This window comes from Streptomyces sp. NPDC005805 (assembly GCF_040630445.1).
GTDB lineage: Bacteria > Actinomycetota > Actinomycetes > Streptomycetales > Streptomycetaceae > Streptomyces.
Genome location: NZ_JBEXXN010000046.1, coordinates 38,811 through 55,931, shown reverse-complemented (window position 1 = coordinate 55,931; position 17,121 = coordinate 38,811). Strand labels below are relative to the sequence as shown.

The window sequence follows — 17,121 nt, the reverse complement described above, 5'->3', positions numbered from 1 at the left end:
CCAGATCGGCTCGAAGAGGGTGTTGGCGAACCGCAGCGCCAGGATGTTCTGGACCGTCTCCTTGCCCAGGTAGTGGTCGATCCGGAAGACCTCGTGCGGCGGGAAGACCTCGTGCACGACCTGGTTGAGCTCCTTGGCGCTCTCCAGGTTGTGGCCGAACGGCTTCTCGATGACCGCGCGCCGCCAGGAGCCCTCCTTCTGGTCCGCCAGCCCGTGCTTCTTGAGCTGCTGGACGACCTTGGGGAAGAACTTGGGCGGCACGGACAGGTAGAAGGCGAAGTTGCCGCCGGTGCCCTGCTTCTTGTCGAGATCCCCGATCGTCGACTTGAGCTGCTCGAACGCGTCGTCGTCGTCGAAGGTGCCCTGCACGAAGCGCATCCCCTGGATGAGCTGCTGCCAGACCTCCTCCCGGAACGGGGTGCGCGCGTGCTGCTTGACCGCGTCGTGGACCTCCTGCGCGAAGTCCTCGTCCTGCCACTCGCGGCGGGCGAACCCGATCAGCGAGAAGCCCGGCGGCAGCAGACCCCGGTTGGCGAGGTCGTAGACCGCGGGCATCAGCTTCTTGCGGGAGAGGTCGCCCGTGACACCGAAGATGACCAGGCCCGACGGCCCCGCGATACGCGGGAGCCGTCGGTCGGCAGCATCACGGAGCGGATTGGCTCCGTCAATACCGGACAAGGTAGGTCAGCCCTCCGAGGGAGCGAGGCGCTTGAGCTCCGCCTCGGTCGAGGCCAGCAGCTCGTTCCAGGACGCCTCGAACTTCTCCACGCCCTCGTCCTCCAGGAGCTGGACGACGTCGTCGTAGGAGATCCCGAGCTTCGCCACGGCCTCCAGGTCGGCGCGCGACTGGTCGTAGGTGCCGCGCACCGTGTCGCCGGTGATCCGCCCGTGGTCGGCGGTGGCCTCCAGGGTGGCCTCCGGCATGGTGTTCACCGTGCCCGGGGCGACCAGGTCGTCCACGTACAGGGTGTCCTTGTACGCCTTGTCCTTGACGCCGGTGGAGGCCCACAGCGGACGCTGCTTGTTGGCCTGCGCCTTGTCCAGGGCCGCCCAGCGGTCCGAGGAGAACACCTCCTCGAAGGCCTCGTAGGCCAGGCGGGCGTTGGCGAGGGCCGCCTTGCCGCGGGCCTCCTTCGCCTCCGGGGTGCCCAGCGCGTCGAGGCGCTTGTCGATCTCGGTGTCCACCCGGGACACGAAGAAGGACGCCACCGAGTGGATCTTGGAGAGGTCCAGCCCGCGCTCCTTGGCCTTCTCCAGACCGGCCAGGTAGGCGTCCATGACCTCGCGGTAGCGCTCCAGCGAGAAGATCAGCGTGACGTTGACGCTGATACCGAGGCCGATGACCTCGGTGATCGCCGGCAGGCCCGCCCTGGTGGCCGGGATCTTGATCAGGGTGTTGGGGCGGTCCACCAGCCAGGCCAGCTGCTTGGCCTCGGCCACCGTCGCCCGGGTGTTGTGGGCGAGGCGCGGGTCGACCTCGATCGAGACCCGGCCGTCCTGGCCCTGGGTTGCCTCGAACACCGGGCGCAGGATGTCCGCCGCGTCCCGCACGTCCGCGGTGGTGATCATGCGGACGGCTTCCTCGACGGTCACCTTGCGGGCGGCGAGGTCGGTGAGCTGCGTGTCGTAGCCGCTGCCCTCGGAGATCGCCTTCTGGAAGATCGACGGGTTGGTGGTGACACCGACGACGTGCTGCTGGTCGATCAGCTCGGCGAGGTTGCCGGAGGTGATCCGGGTGCGGGACAGGTCGTCCAGCCAGATCGCCACGCCCTCGTCGGAGAGGCGCTTGAGTGCGTCTGTCATGAGAGTTGCATCTCCTGTTTGTCGTATACGGGCGTCAGCGCGCGGCGGCGGCGATCGATTCCCGGGCGGCCGCCACGACCGCCTCCGGGGTGAAGCCGAACTCGCGGAAGAGGACCTTGCCGTCCGCGGAGGCGCCGAAGTGCTCCAGCGAGACGACGCGCCCCGCGTCGCCGACGTAGCGGTACCAGGTCAGACCGATGCCGGCCTCGACCGCGACCCGCGCCCTCACCGACGGCGGCAGCACCGAGTCCCGGTACCCCTGGTCCTGCTCCTCGAACCACTCGACCGAGGGCATCGAGACGACCCGGGTGGGCACCCCGGCGGCCTGGAGCTGCTCGCGCGCCTCGACGGCGAGCTGCACCTCGGAGCCGGTGCCGATGAGCACGACCTGCGGCTCGGCGTCCTGCCCGTCCGCCCCGGCGGCCTCGAAGAGGACGTAGCCGCCCTTGGCCGCGTCCTCGTTGCGCTCGTAGGTGGGCACGCCCTGGCGGGTCAGCGCGAGGCCGTGCGGGGCGCCCACGCCGTACTGCTTGGTCCAGCGGCGCAGGATCTCGCGCCAGGCGACCGCGGTCTCGTTGGCGTCCGCCGGGCGGACCACGTTGAGGCCCGGGATCGCGCGCAGCGAGGCCAGGTGCTCGACCGGCTGGTGGGTCGGGCCGTCCTCGCCGAGGCCGATCGAGTCGTGCGTCCACACATAGGTGACCGGCAGGTGCATCAGCGCGGAGAGGCGGACGGCGTTGCGCATGTAGTCGGAGAACACGAGGAACGTGCCGCCGTAGATGCGGGTGTTGCCGTGCAGCGCGATGCCGTTCATCACGGCGGCCATCGCGTGCTCGCGGATGCCGAAGTGCACGGTGCGGCCGTACGGGTCGGCCTCCGGCAGCGGGTTGCCCTCGGGGAGGAAGGACGAGGTCTTGTCGATCGTGGTGTTGTTGGAGCCCGCGAGGTCGGCCGAGCCGCCCCACAGCTCCGGGATCACCGCGCCGAGCGCCTGGAGGATCTTGCCGGAGGCGGCCCGGGTGGCCACGCCCTTGCCGGTCTCGAACTCGGGCAGCTTCTCCGCCCAGCCCGCCGGCAGCTCGCCCGCGCGGATCCGGTCGAACTCGGCCGCCCGCTCCGGGGCGGCCGAACGCCACTCCGCGAAGCCCTTCTCCCACTCGGCCCGGACCTCGCGGCCCCGGTCGAGCGCCCCGCGGGTGTGGCCGAGGACCTCCTCGGAGACCTCGAAGTGCCGCTCCGGGTCGAAGCCGAGGACGCGCTTGGTGGCCGCGACCTCCTCCTCGCCCAGCGCCGAACCGTGCGCCGCCTCGGTGTTCTGCGCGTTCGGGGCGGGCCAGGCGATGATCGAGCGCATCGCGATGAACGACGGTCGGCCGGTCTCCGCCTTGGCGGCCTCGATCGCCGCGTACAGCGCGGCCGGGTCCAGGTCGCCGTTCTCCTTGGGCTCCACGCGCTGGACGTGCCAGCCGTACGCCTCGTACCGCTTCATGGTGTCCTCGGACACGGCGGTCTCGGTGTCGCCCTCGATCGAGATGTGGTTGTCGTCCCACAGCAGGATCAGGTTGCCCAGCTTCTGGTGCCCGGCCAGCGAGGACGCCTCGCCGGAGATGCCCTCCTGGAGGCAGCCGTCACCCGCGATGGCGAAGATGTGGTGGTCGAACGGGGAGGTGCCCGGGGCCGCCTCCGGGTCGAACAGGCCGCGCTCGTAGCGGGCGGCCATGGCCATGCCCACCGCGTTGGCGACACCCTGGCCGAGCGGGCCGGTGGTGGTCTCCACACCGGTGGTGTGCCCGTACTCCGGGTGGCCCGGGGTCTTGCTGCCCCAGGTGCGGAACGCCTTCAGATCGTCCAGCTCCAGACCGAAGCCGGCCAGGTAGAGCTGGATGTAGAGGGTCAGCGAGGAGTGGCCCGCGGACAGGACGAACCGGTCGCGGCCGGTCCAGTCCGCGTCGGACGGGTCGTGCCGCATCACCTTCTGGAAGAGGGTGTAGGCGGCGGGGGCCAGGCTCATGGCCGTACCCGGATGGCCGTTGCCGACCTTCTGTACGGAATCCATGGCCAGGACGCGGGCGGTGTCGACTGCCCGCTGGTCCAGTTCGGCCCACTCGAGGTCTGTGGTGGTCGGCTTGGTGCTCACCCTGGGTCAGGGCTCCTCTCCACATGTCGAATCCCGGTGACGAGGGGTGTACCGGGCGCTGTCGAGCCTACCCTCGCAGCACAGCCCGTCCCTTCGTACAAGCGTCTTACCAGTCGGCCGGGCCCACATCCGCACACGTGCCGGGGTGCGCCCACCGGGTGCCGCCCGCCTGTCGGGCATGTGTACGTGCGGTGGCGGCGCGGGGCTCAACACGAGCCCACCCCCGCGAAGATCGGCGTACGGGCAACGTCTAGAGTGGCGTGGTACGCGCAGGCCGTACCGGGTCTCCATATCCCCCCTCGCCCACCGGCAGGGGTGGCTCCTCCCCGGGGGCCTGCTGGGATTTCTCTGTCAGGGGTGTACGTGACGGCCGTCGAGTCCCGACCCGCAGGGGTCGTCTTGGCCACCGGCCCGGGGGGCCATCGACCGTTCGGGGCCCGTGTCAAGGCGTTCGTCGCGCTGACGAAGCCGCGGATCATCGAGCTGCTCCTCATCACGACGGTGCCGGTGATGTTCCTGGCCGAGCAGGGTGTGCCGGACCTCTGGCTGGTGCTCGCCACCTGCTTCGGCGGCTATCTGTCGGCGGGCGGCGCCAACGCGCTGAACATGTACATCGACCGCGACATCGACGCGCTGATGGACCGCACGGCACAGCGTCCGCTGGTCACCGGGATGGTCTCGCCGCGCGAGGGCCTGGTCTTCGGCCTCACCCTGGCGGTCGTCTCCACCCTCTGGTTCGGCCTGCTGGTCAACTGGCTCTCCGCGGCTCTCGCCCTCGGCGCCCTGCTGTTCTACGTCGTCGTCTACACGATGATCCTCAAGCGGCGCACCGCGCAGAACATCGTCTGGGGCGGCATCGCGGGCTGTATGCCCGTCCTCATCGGCTGGTCCTCGGTCACCGACTCGATGTCCTGGGCCGCGGTCGTCCTCTTCCTCGTCATCTTCTTCTGGACGCCGCCGCACTACTGGCCGCTGTCGATGAAGGTGCGCGAGGACTACGCGCGGGTCGGGGTGCCGATGCTCCCCGTGGTGGCGGGCAACGCCACCGTCGCCCGGCAGATCGTCCTCTACAGCTGGGTGATGGTCGCGGTCTCGCTGCTGCTCACCCCGCTCGGCTACACCGGCTGGTTCTACACGACGGTCGCGCTGGCGGCCGGCGGCTGGTGGCTGTGGGAGGCGCACGCCCTCCAGAACCGGGCCAAGGGCGGCGTGACCGGGGCCAAGCTCAAGGAGATGCGCCTGTTCCACTGGTCCATCACCTATGTGTCGCTGCTCTTCGTGGCGGTGGCCGTGGACCCGTTCCTGCGCTGAGCACGCCCGCACCGCCCCCGTCCGACCGCCAGGCCCCGGTTCCGCCGGGGCCTTTCGCGTGGGCCCTGCCGGGTGGGGTACGCCACTCGCCCCGGCGTCGCCACGCCGTATACCCGCCGGTAGCATCCTGGCCATGGCAGACACCGAGGTTGACGACAACGCGCAGGACGCCAAGCGGGACGCCCGGGCCGAGCGCAGGGCGGCGAAGCTCGCCAAGCAGATCCAGGCGTTCTCCAAGGCGCACGGCGGCGCCGAGGGCCAGCTCGCCTACATCGGTCAGGCGGGCACCCGCATCGTGCTGGTCGGCGGGGACGGCGACTGGGGCGACCTGGTCGCGCCCAGCCAGGCCGTGGCCGTCAGCGCCGCCGAGAAGTCCGGGATCACCCTGCACGACGAGTTCGACGGGGACTTCGCGGCCAAGGTCCGCACCGGCCCCTACGAGTGGACCCGCATGGCGGGCATCCAGGTCGGCGGCCCGTCCAACGGCTGAGGCCCGTTCCGGCGGCTGACGCCCCGACGCGGCCCGGACACACCACTGCCCGCCTGTTCCCCGCCCCGCTTCGGCGGGTCCGGGAACAGGCGGGCAGTGGTGTGCGCCGAGGGGCCCGGGCCGGGAGTCCGGCGGGGGCCCGGGCCGGGTCTCAGGCGCGGGTGAGCGCCGGGTCCGCCTGGGCCGGGACGACCGCCGCGGGCAGGGCCTCGCGCTCGCGCAGACTCAGCGCCAGGCGCACCACCGCGATCCACATCAGCGCCGAGCCGAGCATATGCAGGCCGACCAGCAGCTCCGGCACGTCCAGGAAGTACTGCACATAGCCGATCACGCCCTGCGCCAGCACCACCAGCAGCAGGTCCCGGGCGCGGGCCCGGATGTCGTCGGGGGCGTCCACCACCCGCAGCACCAGCCACATCGCCACGGCCAGCGCGCACACCACCCACGCGGCGATGGCGTGGACATGCGCGGCCACCGCCCAGTCCCACGGCATCCGCGGCACATCGCTGCTGTCGCCCGCGTGCTTGCCCGAGCCGGTCACCGAGGTGCCCAGCACGATCAGCACGGCGCTCACGCCCACGATCGCCCAGGACAGCTTCCGCACCGGCCGGGGCACCCGGGGGCGCGGCGGCCCGTCGCCCTCACCGGCGCGCACCCAGGTCACGGTGGTCACCGTCAGCAGCCCGGTCGCCAGCAGGAAGTGCCCGGCCACCGTCCACGGGTTGAGGCCCGCCCAGACGGTGATACCGCCCAGGACGGCGTTGCCCATGACGATCCAGAACTGCGACCACGCCAGCCGGGACAGCCCCCGGCGGCGCGGCTTCACGGACCGGCTCGCGACGATCGCCCAGCCGACGGCCGCCGACAGCACATAGGTCAGCAGCCGGTTGCCGAACTCGATCGCCCCGTGGAGCCCCTGCTCCGGGGTCGCGAACAGACTGTCGTCCGTGCACTTGGGCCAGGTGTCGCAGCCGAGGCCGGAACCGGTCAGCCGGACGGCGCCGCCGGTCACGATGATGACGACGCTCATCACGACGGCGGCGAGCGCCGCGCGTCGCACGATCCGGGTCGACGGCGTCCAGCGCCGGGCGATGAGGGAGAGGGGGGTCTGCACGGCCCCTATCGTAGGCGGGGGCTTGTGCACGCTTTCACGAGGGGGCCGTGGCCCGCGTCACGACGGCACCGGACCGGGCGGGGAGGTCATCCGGAACCGCGACCCGTCCAGGTGGTCCTCCTCGTCCCACCACAGGGCGAAACGCCAGCGTGCCGGGGCCGGGGGCAGGGCGGCGGAGTCCCGGAACGCCTCCGTCAGCTCGGTGGCCACCGCGTGCGCCGTGCGGTCCGTCACCGCGTCCATCCCGCGCCACGGGTACGCCAGCGGCCGCCAGGAGCCGTCCGCGCCGCACACGTCGAACCGCCAGACCGCGCGCCAGCAGTGCGCCCGCAGGATGCGCCGCACCTCCGTGCGTTCCAGGCCCAGCCCCTCGGCGATCGCGTCCGGGCCCACCCCCTCGATCCGGCCGGCGACCACCGCCAGCGGAAGCAGCCGGTCCGGCAGCAGTTCCCGTTTGCGCAGCTGGGTCAGCCCGCCGTCGAAGGGGCAGCGCCGCAGCCGCCGCTGCAGCTGGTCCCCGAGGTGCTCCAGGACGGCCGCGTGCGCCCGCCGGGCCGGGTCCGGCTCGGTCCACACCGCGTGGAAGGCCCGCTCCGCGCGGACCGCCCACTCCGCCGCGTCCACCGGCCGGCCCAGCTCCTCCAGCCGGTCGCCGAGGAAGGCGTGCGCCTGGGCCAGGCCCTCCTGGTTGCGCGGGTCGCCCTGGTCCAGCCCCTCCCAGACCGCGATCGCCCGGTGGGTGGACTCCACGGCCGCGAGGCCCGCGAGCCGGTCCTCGGCGGACGGCTGCTCGCCGTGCGGGTGGAAGGCGTAGCGCGGCAGGCCCAGCTCGTCGCTGAGGGGTTCGGCGAGGTAGACGGCCTGGCTGATCAGGGCCCGCGCGTACTGGCGGGCGTGCTCCGGGTCGTGGGCGGCGGGGCCGGCGGAGTGCCGGACGGCGGCGGAGGCGGCGGCCAGCGCCTCCTCACGTCTGCCGATGTCGAAGTGGTGCCGGGCGAGGTCGCCGTACCGCAGCCCCAGGGTGGCGGTCAGGGCCGGGTCGTCCACGGCGTGCGGGGCGAGCGCGGTGATCAGATCGGTCAGCATGCGTTCGCGTCTCTCGGGGGCGGAACCGGGCCGTCCGGCCCTTACCTTCGCCCACTGGGCGTCCAGTCGCAGTGCTGCGCGTCGTTCCATCCAGACCTCCGGTCGAGCGGGCCCGATGGAAGCATCCTGGCGCGCGCCTCACTCCCAGCGGAAGAGCCGGGCTGCGGCACCCAGTCCGAGCACGGCCCACACGGCGAGGATGCCCATGTCACCCCACGGCACGCCGGACCCGTGCTGCAGGATGTCCCGCAGCCCCTCGGAGAGGGCCGAGATGGGCAGCAGACCCAGCGCGGCTGCGGCCGGCTCCGGGAAGCGGTCCAGCGGCACGATCACCCCGCCGCCGACGAGCAGCAGCAGGAAGACCAGGTTGGCGGCGGCGAGGGTGGCCTCCGCCTTCAGCGTCCCGGCCATCAGCAGCCCGAGCCCGGAGAACGCGGCGGTGCCGAGCACCAGGAGCAGCAGCACGGCGAGCGGGTTCCCCTGCGGCGACCAGCCCAGCGCGAGGGCGATCGCCGTCAGCAGCGCGATCTGGAGTACCTCGGTGACCAGCACCGCCAGCGTCTTGGCGCACATCAGCGCCCAGCGGGGGAGCGGCGAGGCGCCGAGCCGCTTGAGGACCCCGTAGCGGCGCTCGAAGCCGGTGGCGATGGCCTGCCCGGTGAACGCGGTCGACATCACGGCGAGCGCGAGGACCCCGGGGGCGAGGAAGTCGACGGCCGGCCCGTCTCCGGTGTCGACGATGTCGACGGTGGAGAACAGCACCAGCAGCAGCGAGGGGATGACCACGGTGAGCAGCAGCTGCTCGCCGTTGCGGAGCAGCATCCGCGTCTCGAACGCGGCCTGCACGGCGATCATCCGCCCGAGCGGCGCCGCGCCCGGCTCCGGCGTGTACGTACCCGTGCTCATGCCTGCGGCTCCCTGGCGGTCCCGTGCGGTGTCGTCCCCCGGCCGGAGCCGGTGTCGTGGTGTGTCGTCACCGCAGCTCCCGCCCGGTCAGCTCAAGGAACACGTCCTCCAGCGTGTGCCGCTCCACCGAGATGCCCTCGGGCATCACACCGTGCTGGGCGCACCAGGAGGTCACCGTGGCGAGGAGCTGCGGGTCCACCTGGCCGCTGATGCGGTACGCCCCGGGGGTGAGTTCCGCCGCCGCCGTGCCGTCCGGGAGGGCCTTGAGCAGGGAGCCCACGTCCAGGCCCGGGCGGCCGGTGAAGCGCAGGGTGTTCTCGGCGCCGCCGCGGCACAGCTCCTCGGTGGTGCCCCGGGCGATGACCCGACCCGTGTCCACGATGGCGACGTCGTCCGCCAGGGCCTCGGCCTCGTCCATGAAGTGCGTGGTCAGGACGGTCGTGACGCCGTCGGCGCGCAGCTCGCGCACCAGGTCCCAGGTGGAGCGTCGGGCCTGCGGGTCCAGCCCGGCGGTGGGCTCGTCGAGGAAGAGCAGCTCGGGGCGGCCGACCACCGCCATCGCCAGCGCGAGGCGCTGCTGCTGGCCGCCGGAGAGCCGGCGGTAGGTGGTGCGGCCGCAGCCGCCGAGGCCCAGGCGCTCGATCAGGGCGTCCACGTCCAGCGGGTGGGCGTGCAGCTTCGCCATGTGCCGCAGCATCTCGTCCGCCCGCGCGCCGGAGTAGACGCCGCCCGACTGGAGCATCACGCCGACCCGGGGCCGCAGCCGCGCCGCGTCGGCGACCGGGTCGAGGCCCAGGACGCGCACGGTGCCCGCGTCCGGGCGGCGGTAGCCCTCGCAGGTCTCGATGGTGGTCGTCTTCCCGGCCCCGTTGGGGCCGAGGACGGCGGTCACCCCGCCGGGCGCGACATCGAGGTCGAGACCGGCCACGGCCGTCTTCGGTCCGTACCGCTTGACCAGGCCCCGGACCTGGACAGCAGGCTCGTTTGACATGCCGGGAAGTCTAGGCGCGCGGTGCGGCGCGCCGGTCCGCGGGGCGGTGGGGGAGAGGTCCCCGAGGGGGTCCCGGGGCCCCTGCCGTGCCTGGCCGGGGCGGCCCCGGAGTGATCGTTTCCGCAGGTCAGCTTAGGTATGCCTAAGTGATGCACGGCACCGCGCGGTGATCGCTTCGCGGCTTGTCAGTCCCCGAGGAATTACGCAACAATGGTGTTGTGAAAAACGTCGGCGAGCCCCTTCAGGCGGAACTCGCGGCGGGGATGCGGTCGGACCACTCGACCCGCAACCGCGTCGCGCGCTCCATCCTGGACCACGGCCCGTCCACCGTCGCCGACCTCGCCGGCCGCCTCGGCCTCACCCAGGCCGCCGTCCGGCGCCACCTCGACTCCCTCGTCTCCGAGAACGTCGTGGAGGCCCGTGAGCAGCGGGTCTACGGCGCCCGCACCCGGGGCCGCCCCGCCAAGGTGTTCGCCCTCACCGACTGCGGCCGGGACGCCTTCGACCAGTCGTACGACGCACTGGCCGTGGACGCCCTCCGCTGGATCGAGGAGAACGCCGGCGGCGAGGCAGCCGTCGCGGCCTTCGCCCGGGACCGGATGGAGGCGCAGGGCGAGCGCTACCGCGCCGCCGTCGAGGCCGCCGCGCCCGAGGACCGGGCCGACGCCCTCGCCAAGGCCCTGAGCGCCGACGGGTACGCTGCTACGGCCCGGACCGCGCCGGTCGGTGAGCAGCTCTGCCAGCATCACTGCCCGGTCGCCCACGCGGCGGAGAAGTACCCACAGCTCTGCGAGGCGGAGACCGAGTTCTTCTCGAGACTCCTCGGGACACACGTCCAGCGCCTCGCCACCATCGCGCACGGCGACGGGGTGTGCACCACCTTCATCCCGCGCAGCTCGCCCCCGGGCGGCGGCGCCGCACAGACCACCACACCATCAGCATCCGCCAGCAAGGCCGGGAGGAACCCCGCATGACTCTCCCCACGGAGACTGCCCACCCCGAACTCGAGGGTCTGGGTAAGTACGAATTCGGCTGGGCCGACTCCGACGCGGCCGGCGCCGTGGCCAAGCGCGGCCTCTCCGAGGACGTCGTCCGCGACATCTCCGCGAAGAAGAACGAGCCGGAGTGGATGCTGAAGCTGCGGCTCAAGGGTCTGCGCCTGTTCGACAAGAAGCCCATGCCGAGCTGGGGCTCCGACCTCTCCGGCATCGACTTCGACAACATCAAGTACTTCGTGCGCTCCACCGAGGCGCAGGCCGCCTCCTGGGAGGACCTGCCCGAGGACATCAAGAACACGTACGACAAGCTCGGCATCCCCGAGGCGGAGAAGCAGCGCCTCGTCGCCGGTGTCGCCGCCCAGTACGAGTCCGAGGTCGTCTACCACCAGATCCGCGAGGACCTGGAGGCGCAGGGCGTCATCTTCCTCGACACCGACACCGCGCTGAAGGAGCACCCGGAGCTCTTCCAGGAGTACTTCGGCACGGTCATCCCGGTCGGCGACAACAAGTTCGCCTCGCTGAACACCGCCGTGTGGTCCGGCGGCTCGTTCATCTACGTGCCCAAGGGCGTCCACGTGGACATCCCGCTCCAGGCCTACTTCCGCATCAACACGGAGAACATGGGCCAGTTCGAGCGGACGCTGATCATCGTCGACGAGGACGCCTACGTCCACTACGTCGAGGGCTGCACCGCCCCGATCTACTCCTCGGACTCGCTGCACAGCGCCGTGGTCGAGATCATCGTCAAGAAGGGCGGCCGCTGCCGCTACACGACCATCCAGAACTGGTCGAACAACGTCTACAACCTGGTCACCAAGCGCGCTGTCGCCTACGAGGGCGCCACCATGGAGTGGGTCGACGGCAACATCGGCTCCAAGGTGACCATGAAGTACCCGGCCGTCTACCTCATGGGCGAGCACGCCAAGGGCGAGACCCTGTCCATCGCCTTCGCGGGCGAGGGCCAGCACCAGGACGCCGGCGCCAAGATGGTCCACATGGCCCCCAACACCTCGTCGAACATCGTCTCCAAGTCGGTGGCGCGCGGCGGCGGCCGGACCTCCTACCGCGGTCTGATCGAGATCGGCGAGGGCGCCCCCGGCGCCAAGTCCAACGTGCTGTGCGACGCGCTGCTCGTGGACACCATCTCCCGGTCCGACACCTACCCCTACGTCGACGTCCGCGAGGACGACGTCTCCATGGGCCACGAGGCCACCGTCTCCAAGGTCTCCGAGGACCAGCTCTTCTACCTGATGAGCCGCGGCCTCTCCGAGGACGAGGCGATGGCGATGATCGTGCGCGGCTTCGTCGAGCCGATCGCCAAGGAGCTCCCCATGGAGTACGCCCTGGAGCTCAACCGGCTGATCGAGCTGCAGATGGAGGGTTCGGTCGGCTGACGCCGGCCGTCCCCCGCCACCCGCACTTCTCACGCAGTTCACGCAGGAAGAGAGCAAGACGACAGCCATGGCTGAGGCTCAGAATGTCCCGGTGGGCTCCACCACCGCCGGTTCGATCGCGGTCGCCGCAGAGTCGACCGTCGCCACCCGTATGAGTGCGCCCCCGTCCTTCGACGTGGCGGACTTCCCGGTTCCGCACGGCCGCGAGGAGGAGTGGCGCTTCACTCCGCTGGAGCGGCTGCGCGGGCTGCACGACGGCACCGCCGTCGCCACCGGCTCGGGCGTCAAGGTCGCGATCGAGGCGCCCGAGGGCGTCACCGTCGAGACCGTCGGCCGCGAGGACGCGCGGCTGCGCACGGCGGGCACGCCCGTCGACCGGGTGGCCGCCCAGGCGTTCTCCGCCTTCGAGCAGGCGTCCGTGATCACCGTGCCCAAGGAGACCGTGCTCACCGAGCCGGTCCGGATCGCGGTCCACGGCGAGGGCGGCACCGTCTTCGGCCACCAGGTGATCGAACTCGGCGCCTTCGCCGAGGCGGTCGTCGTCATCGACCACACCGGCGACGCCGTCCTCGCCGCCAACGTGGACTACGTCCTCGGCGACGGCGCCAAGCTCACCGTCGTCTCCGTGCAGGACTGGGACGACAAGGCCGTGCACATCGGCCAGCACAACGCCCTCGTCGGCCGGGACGCCTCCTTCAAGTCGGTCGTCGTCACCTTCGGCGGCGATGTCGTCCGCCTCCACCCGCGGGTCTCCTACGCGGGCACCGGCGGCGAGGCCGAGCTGTTCGGGCTGTACTTCACCGACAAGGGCCAGCACCAGGAGCACCGCCTCCTCGTCGACCACAACGTCCCGCACTGCACCTCCAACGTGGTCTACAAGGGCGCCCTCCAGGGCGACGAGGCCCACGCCGTGTGGATCGGCGACGTCCTGATCCGGGTCGCCGCCGAGGGCACCGACACCTACGAGATGAACCGCAACCTCGTCCTCACGGACGGCGCGCGGGTCGACTCGGTGCCCAACCTGGAGATCGAGACCGGCGAGATCGCCGGCGCCGGCCACGCCTCCGCCACCGGCCGCTTCGACGACGAGCAGCTCTTCTACCTGATGGCCCGCGGTATCCCGGAGGCCGAGGCCCGCCGCCTCGTCGTCCGCGGCTTCTTCGCCGAGCTGGTCCAGCAGATCGGGCTGCCCGACGTGGAGGAGCGCCTCATCGCCAAGATCGAGGCCGAGCTGGAGGCGTCGGTCTGATGGCCTTCGTCAAAGCCTGTGCGCTGAGCGAGCTGGAGGAGGACACCCCCAAACGGGTGGAACTCGACGGCACGCCGGTGTCCGTGGTCCGCACCGAGGGGGAGGTGTTCGCCATCAACGACATCTGCTCGCACGCGAACGTGTCCCTCTCCGAGGGCGAGGTCGACGACTGCGCCATCGAGTGCTGGCTGCACGGCTCGGCCTTCGACCTGCGCACCGGCAAGCCGTCCGGCCTTCCCGCGACGCGCCCCGTCCCCGTATACCCCGTAAAGATCGAAGGGGACGATGTGCTCGTCTCCGTCACCCAGGAGTCCTGAGTCACCCATGGCAACGCTTGAAATCCGCGACCTGCACGTCTCCGTCGAAGCCGACAACGCTTCCCGGGAGATCCTCAAGGGCGTCGACCTGACCGTGAAGCAGGGCGAGACCCACGCCATCATGGGCCCCAACGGCTCCGGCAAGTCGACCCTCGCGTACTCCCTCGCGGGCCACCCCAAGTACACGATCACCGGCGGCACCGTCACCCTCGACGGCGAGGACGTCCTGGAGATGTCCGTCGACGAGCGCGCCCGCGCCGGCGTCTTCCTCGCCATGCAGTACCCGGTCGAGGTTCCCGGCGTCTCGGTCTCCAACTTCCTGCGCACCTCCGCCACCGCCATCCGCGGCGAGGCCCCCAAGCTGCGCACCTGGGTGAAGGAGGTCAAGGAGGCCATGCAGCGCCTCAACATGGACCCCTCCTTCGCCGAGCGGAACGTCAACGAGGGCTTCTCCGGCGGTGAGAAGAAGCGCCACGAGATCCTCCAGCTCGAACTGCTCAAGCCGAAGATCGCGGTCCTCGACGAGACCGACTCCGGTCTGGACGTCGACGCCCTGCGCATCGTCTCCGAGGGCGTCAACCGCGTCCGCGAGAGCGGCGAGGTCGGCACCCTGCTGATCACCCACTACACGCGCATCCTGCGCTACATCAAGCCGGACCACGTCCATGTCTTCGCCGGCGGCAAGATCGTCGAGTCGGGCGGCCCCGAGCTCGCCGACAAGCTGGAGGCCGAGGGCTACGAGGCGTACACCAAGGGAGGAGTCACCGCGTGACTGACGCCCATCAGGGGCTCACCGGCCTCCTGGACACCGAGGCGATCCGCAAGGACTTCCCGGTCCTGGACCGGGTGCTCCACGACGGCAAGAAGCTCGTCTACCTGGACAACGCGGCCACCTCGCAGAAGCCGCGCCAGGTCCTGGACGCGCTCAGCGCCTACTACGAGCGGCACAACGCCAACGTCCACCGCGGCGTGCACGTCCTCGCCGAGGAGGCCACCGCGCTGTACGAGGGCGCCCGCGACAAGGTCGCCGCCTTCATCAACGCGCCCAGCCGCGACGAGGTGATCTTCACCAAGAACGCCTCCGAGTCGCTGAACCTCGTGGCCAACATGCTCGGCTGGGCCGAGGAGCCCTACCGGGTGGACCGCGAGACCGAGATCGTCATCACGGAGATGGAGCACCACTCCAACATCGTGCCGTGGCAGCTGCTCGCGCAGCGCACCGGCGCGAAGCTGAAGTGGTTCGGCCTCACCGACGACGGCCGCCTCGACCTGTCCGACATCGAGGAGATCATCACGGAGAAGACGAAGATCGTCTCCTTCACCCTGGTCTCCAACATCATGGGCACCGTCAACCCGGTCGAGGCGATCGTCCGCCGCGCCCAGGACGTCGGCGCGCTGGTGCTGATCGACGCCTCGCAGGCCGCCCCGCACATGGTGCTGGACGTACAGGCCCTCCAGGCCGACTTCGTGGCCTTCACCGGCCACAAGATGTGCGGCCCGACCGGTATCGGCGTGCTGTGGGGCCGGCAGGAACTCCTGGAGGACCTGCCCCCGTTCCTCGGCGGCGGCGAGATGATCGAGACCGTCTCGATGCACTCCTCCACCTACGCCCCCGCGCCGCACAAGTTCGAGGCGGGCACGCCCCCGATCGCGCAGGCCGTCGGCCTCGGCGCGGCCGTGGACTACCTGTCCTCGATCGGCATGGAGAACATCGCCCGGCACGAGCACGCCATCACCGAGTACGCGGTGCGGCGGCTGCTGGAGGTCCCCGACCTGCGCATCATCGGCCCCACCACGGCCGAGGACCGCGGCGCGGCGATCTCCTTCACGCTCGGCGACATCCACCCGCACGATGTGGGCCAGGTCCTCGACGAGCAGGGCATCGCGGTGCGCGTCGGCCACCACTGCGCGCGGCCGGTCTGCCTGCGGTACGGAATTCCCGCGACCACGCGGGCGTCGTTCTATCTGTACTCCACGCCGGCGGAGGTCGACGCCCTCGTCGACGGCCTGGAGCACGTCCGTAACTTCTTCGGATGAGGGGCTGACGACGCGTGAAGCTGGATTCGATGTACCAGGACGTCATCCTGGACCACTACAAGCACCCGCACGGGCGGGGCTTGCGGGACGGTGACGCCGAGGTGCACCACGTCAACCCGACGTGCGGCGACGAGATCACGCTCCGCGTGAGGTACGAGGGCTCGCGCATCGCGGACGTGTCGTACGAGGGCCAGGGCTGCTCCATCAGCCAGGCCAGCGCGTCCGTCCTGAACGAGCTGCTGGTCGGCAAGGAGCTGGCCGAGGCGCAGAAGATCCAGGGCACCTTCCTGGAGCTGATGCAGTCCAAGGGCCAGATCGAGCCCGACGACGCGATGGAGGAGGTGCTGGAGGACGCGGTCGCGTTCGCCGGCGTCTCCAAGTACCCCGCGCGGGTGAAGTGCGCGCTGCTGAGCTGGATGGCGTGGAAGGACGCGACCGCCCAGGCGCTGGGCGACTCCGCCGACGCCGAGAGGAAGACGGCATGAGCGAGAACGAGACCGAGACCGTGACGGCCAAGCCGGCCTCCGAGGAGGAGGTCCGCGAGGCGCTGTACGACGTCGTCGACCCGGAGCTGGGCATCGACGTCGTCAACCTCGGGCTGATCTACGGCATCCACATCGACGAGTCCAACGTCGCGACCCTGGACATGACGCTGACGTCGGCGGCCTGCCCGCTGACCGATGTGATCGAGGACCAGGCGAAGGCCGCGACCGACGGCATCGTCAACGAGCTGAAGATCAACTGGGTCTGGATGCCGCCGTGGGGCCCGGACAAGATCACGGACGACGGGCGCGAGCAGCTGCGGGCGCTGGGCTTCAACGTCTGAGCGATCTTTCGGCGTCTGAGCGCTCTTCGGCGACGCGCGTGAGACGCGGGTCGCCCGGTGACGGCCGTGTCCGCCAGTGCAGACTGGCGGACATGGCCGTTTCGCTGTATCAGATCTCCGTCGACTGTCACGACCCCGCCCGGCTCGCCCGCTTCTGGTGCGAAGTCCTGGACTGGCGCGTCCTCTTCGAGGACCCGGAGGAAATCGTCATCGGCGCCGCGCCGGACGCCCTGCCGGGCATGGTCTTCCTCCCCGTCCCGGAGACCAAGGCGGTCAAGAACCGCCTCCACCTCGACCTGACCCCCGACGACCGCGACGCCGAGGTCGCCCGCATCCTCGCCCTCGGCGCCCGCCGGGTGGACGTGGGGCAGGGTGCGGACGCGACCTGGGTGGTCCTGGCGGACCCGGAGGGGAACGAGTTCTGCGTGCTCAGGCCGAAGCGGACGCTGCTGGACTGAGGGC

Annotated in this window: 17 protein-coding genes and 1 pseudogene; 11 read left to right on the top strand and 7 right to left on the bottom strand. The window is 71.0% G+C overall.

What is annotated here, in order from left to right; genetic code table 11:
- The 3 genes and pseudogenes from ABZ457_RS22850 to tkt all read right to left on the bottom strand — a co-directional run.
- Positions 1-678, bottom strand: a pseudogene (locus ABZ457_RS22850) (glucose-6-phosphate dehydrogenase); the annotation flags it as partial.
- A gap of 6 nt (positions 679-684) precedes the next feature.
- Complete coding sequence (gene tal / locus ABZ457_RS22845; RefSeq protein ID WP_359160047.1) at positions 685-1,803, bottom strand: transaldolase; 1,119 nt, start codon at positions 1,801-1,803, stop codon at positions 685-687.
- 34 nt (positions 1,804-1,837) lie between these two features.
- Positions 1,838-3,940 carry a transketolase gene (tkt, locus tag ABZ457_RS22840; protein ID WP_359160044.1) on the bottom strand — a complete coding sequence of 701 codons (2,103 nt, stop codon included), beginning with the start codon at positions 3,938-3,940 and terminating at the stop codon, positions 1,838-1,840.
- A 363-nt stretch (positions 3,941-4,303) separates the two neighbouring features.
- Between tkt and ABZ457_RS22835 the strand changes: the two genes are divergently transcribed.
- Positions 4,304-5,251 carry a heme o synthase gene (locus ABZ457_RS22835; protein ID WP_359160041.1) on the top strand — a complete coding sequence of 316 codons (948 nt, stop codon included), beginning with the start codon at positions 4,304-4,306 and terminating at the stop codon, positions 5,249-5,251.
- Positions 5,252-5,384: 133 nt separating this feature from the next.
- Positions 5,385-5,741 carry a hypothetical protein gene (locus ABZ457_RS22830; protein ID WP_359160038.1) on the top strand — a complete coding sequence of 119 codons (357 nt, stop codon included), beginning with the start codon at positions 5,385-5,387 and terminating at the stop codon, positions 5,739-5,741.
- Positions 5,742-5,892: 151 nt separating this feature from the next.
- Here ABZ457_RS22830 and ABZ457_RS22825 read toward each other — a convergent pair whose 3' ends face one another.
- The 4 genes from ABZ457_RS22825 to ABZ457_RS22810 all read right to left on the bottom strand — a co-directional run bounded on the left by ABZ457_RS22825 (position 5,893) and on the right by ABZ457_RS22810 (position 9,838).
- On the bottom strand, positions 5,893-6,885 hold the full coding sequence (locus ABZ457_RS22825; RefSeq protein WP_359160035.1) for a COX15/CtaA family protein: 993 nt from the start codon (positions 6,883-6,885) through the stop codon (positions 5,893-5,895).
- 27 nt (positions 6,886-6,912) lie between these two features.
- Positions 6,913-8,031: a hypothetical protein gene (locus ABZ457_RS22820; RefSeq protein WP_359160032.1), complete on the bottom strand. Its 1,119-nt coding sequence runs from the start codon at positions 8,029-8,031 to the stop codon at positions 6,913-6,915.
- 48 nt (positions 8,032-8,079) lie between these two features.
- Positions 8,080-8,847, bottom strand: coding sequence for an ABC transporter permease (locus ABZ457_RS22815; RefSeq protein ID WP_359160029.1), 768 nt, complete (start codon positions 8,845-8,847; stop codon positions 8,080-8,082).
- Between the two features lie 67 nt (positions 8,848-8,914).
- A complete protein-coding gene (locus ABZ457_RS22810; protein ID WP_359160026.1) occupies positions 8,915-9,838 on the bottom strand; it encodes an ABC transporter ATP-binding protein in 924 nt (307 codons plus the stop codon).
- A 218-nt stretch (positions 9,839-10,056) separates the two neighbouring features.
- On the opposite strand from ABZ457_RS22810, the gene ABZ457_RS22805 reads away from it, so the two are divergent.
- From ABZ457_RS22805 to ABZ457_RS22765, 9 genes are all read left to right on the top strand, one after another.
- Positions 10,057-10,812 (top strand): metalloregulator ArsR/SmtB family transcription factor, encoded by a 756-nt coding sequence (locus tag ABZ457_RS22805; protein ID WP_359160023.1) that lies wholly within the window; start codon positions 10,057-10,059, stop codon positions 10,810-10,812.
- Positions 10,809-12,230: a Fe-S cluster assembly protein SufB gene (sufB, locus tag ABZ457_RS22800; RefSeq protein ID WP_359160021.1), complete on the top strand. Its 1,422-nt coding sequence runs from the start codon at positions 10,809-10,811 to the stop codon at positions 12,228-12,230. The genes ABZ457_RS22805 and sufB overlap by 4 nt, the downstream gene beginning before the upstream one ends.
- A gap of 67 nt (positions 12,231-12,297) precedes the next feature.
- Positions 12,298-13,479 carry a Fe-S cluster assembly protein SufD gene (gene sufD / locus ABZ457_RS22795; RefSeq protein ID WP_359160018.1) on the top strand — a complete coding sequence of 394 codons (1,182 nt, stop codon included), beginning with the start codon at positions 12,298-12,300 and terminating at the stop codon, positions 13,477-13,479.
- On the top strand, positions 13,479-13,796 hold the full coding sequence (locus ABZ457_RS22790; protein WP_018848616.1) for a non-heme iron oxygenase ferredoxin subunit: 318 nt from the start codon (positions 13,479-13,481) through the stop codon (positions 13,794-13,796). Before sufD ends, ABZ457_RS22790 begins: the two co-directional genes overlap by 1 nt.
- Before the next feature lie 7 nt (positions 13,797-13,803).
- Positions 13,804-14,568, top strand: a complete 765-nt coding sequence (gene sufC / locus ABZ457_RS22785) for a Fe-S cluster assembly ATPase SufC (RefSeq protein ID WP_359160016.1) — start codon at positions 13,804-13,806, stop codon at positions 14,566-14,568.
- Positions 14,565-15,833 carry a cysteine desulfurase gene (locus ABZ457_RS22780; protein WP_359160013.1) on the top strand — a complete coding sequence of 423 codons (1,269 nt, stop codon included), beginning with the start codon at positions 14,565-14,567 and terminating at the stop codon, positions 15,831-15,833. Before sufC ends, ABZ457_RS22780 begins: the two co-directional genes overlap by 4 nt.
- 14 nt (positions 15,834-15,847) lie before the next feature.
- The gene (sufU, locus tag ABZ457_RS22775) at positions 15,848-16,318 is read left to right on the top strand and encodes a Fe-S cluster assembly sulfur transfer protein SufU (protein ID WP_359160010.1); all 471 of its coding nucleotides are present in this window, start codon (positions 15,848-15,850) and stop codon (positions 16,316-16,318) included.
- A complete protein-coding gene (locus tag ABZ457_RS22770; RefSeq protein WP_359160007.1) occupies positions 16,315-16,659 on the top strand; it encodes a metal-sulfur cluster assembly factor in 345 nt (114 codons plus the stop codon). Before sufU ends, ABZ457_RS22770 begins: the two co-directional genes overlap by 4 nt.
- 92 nt (positions 16,660-16,751) lie before the next feature.
- Positions 16,752-17,117, top strand: coding sequence for a VOC family protein (locus ABZ457_RS22765; RefSeq protein WP_359160004.1), 366 nt, complete (start codon positions 16,752-16,754; stop codon positions 17,115-17,117).
- The last annotated feature ends 4 nt before the right edge of the window (positions 17,118-17,121 follow it).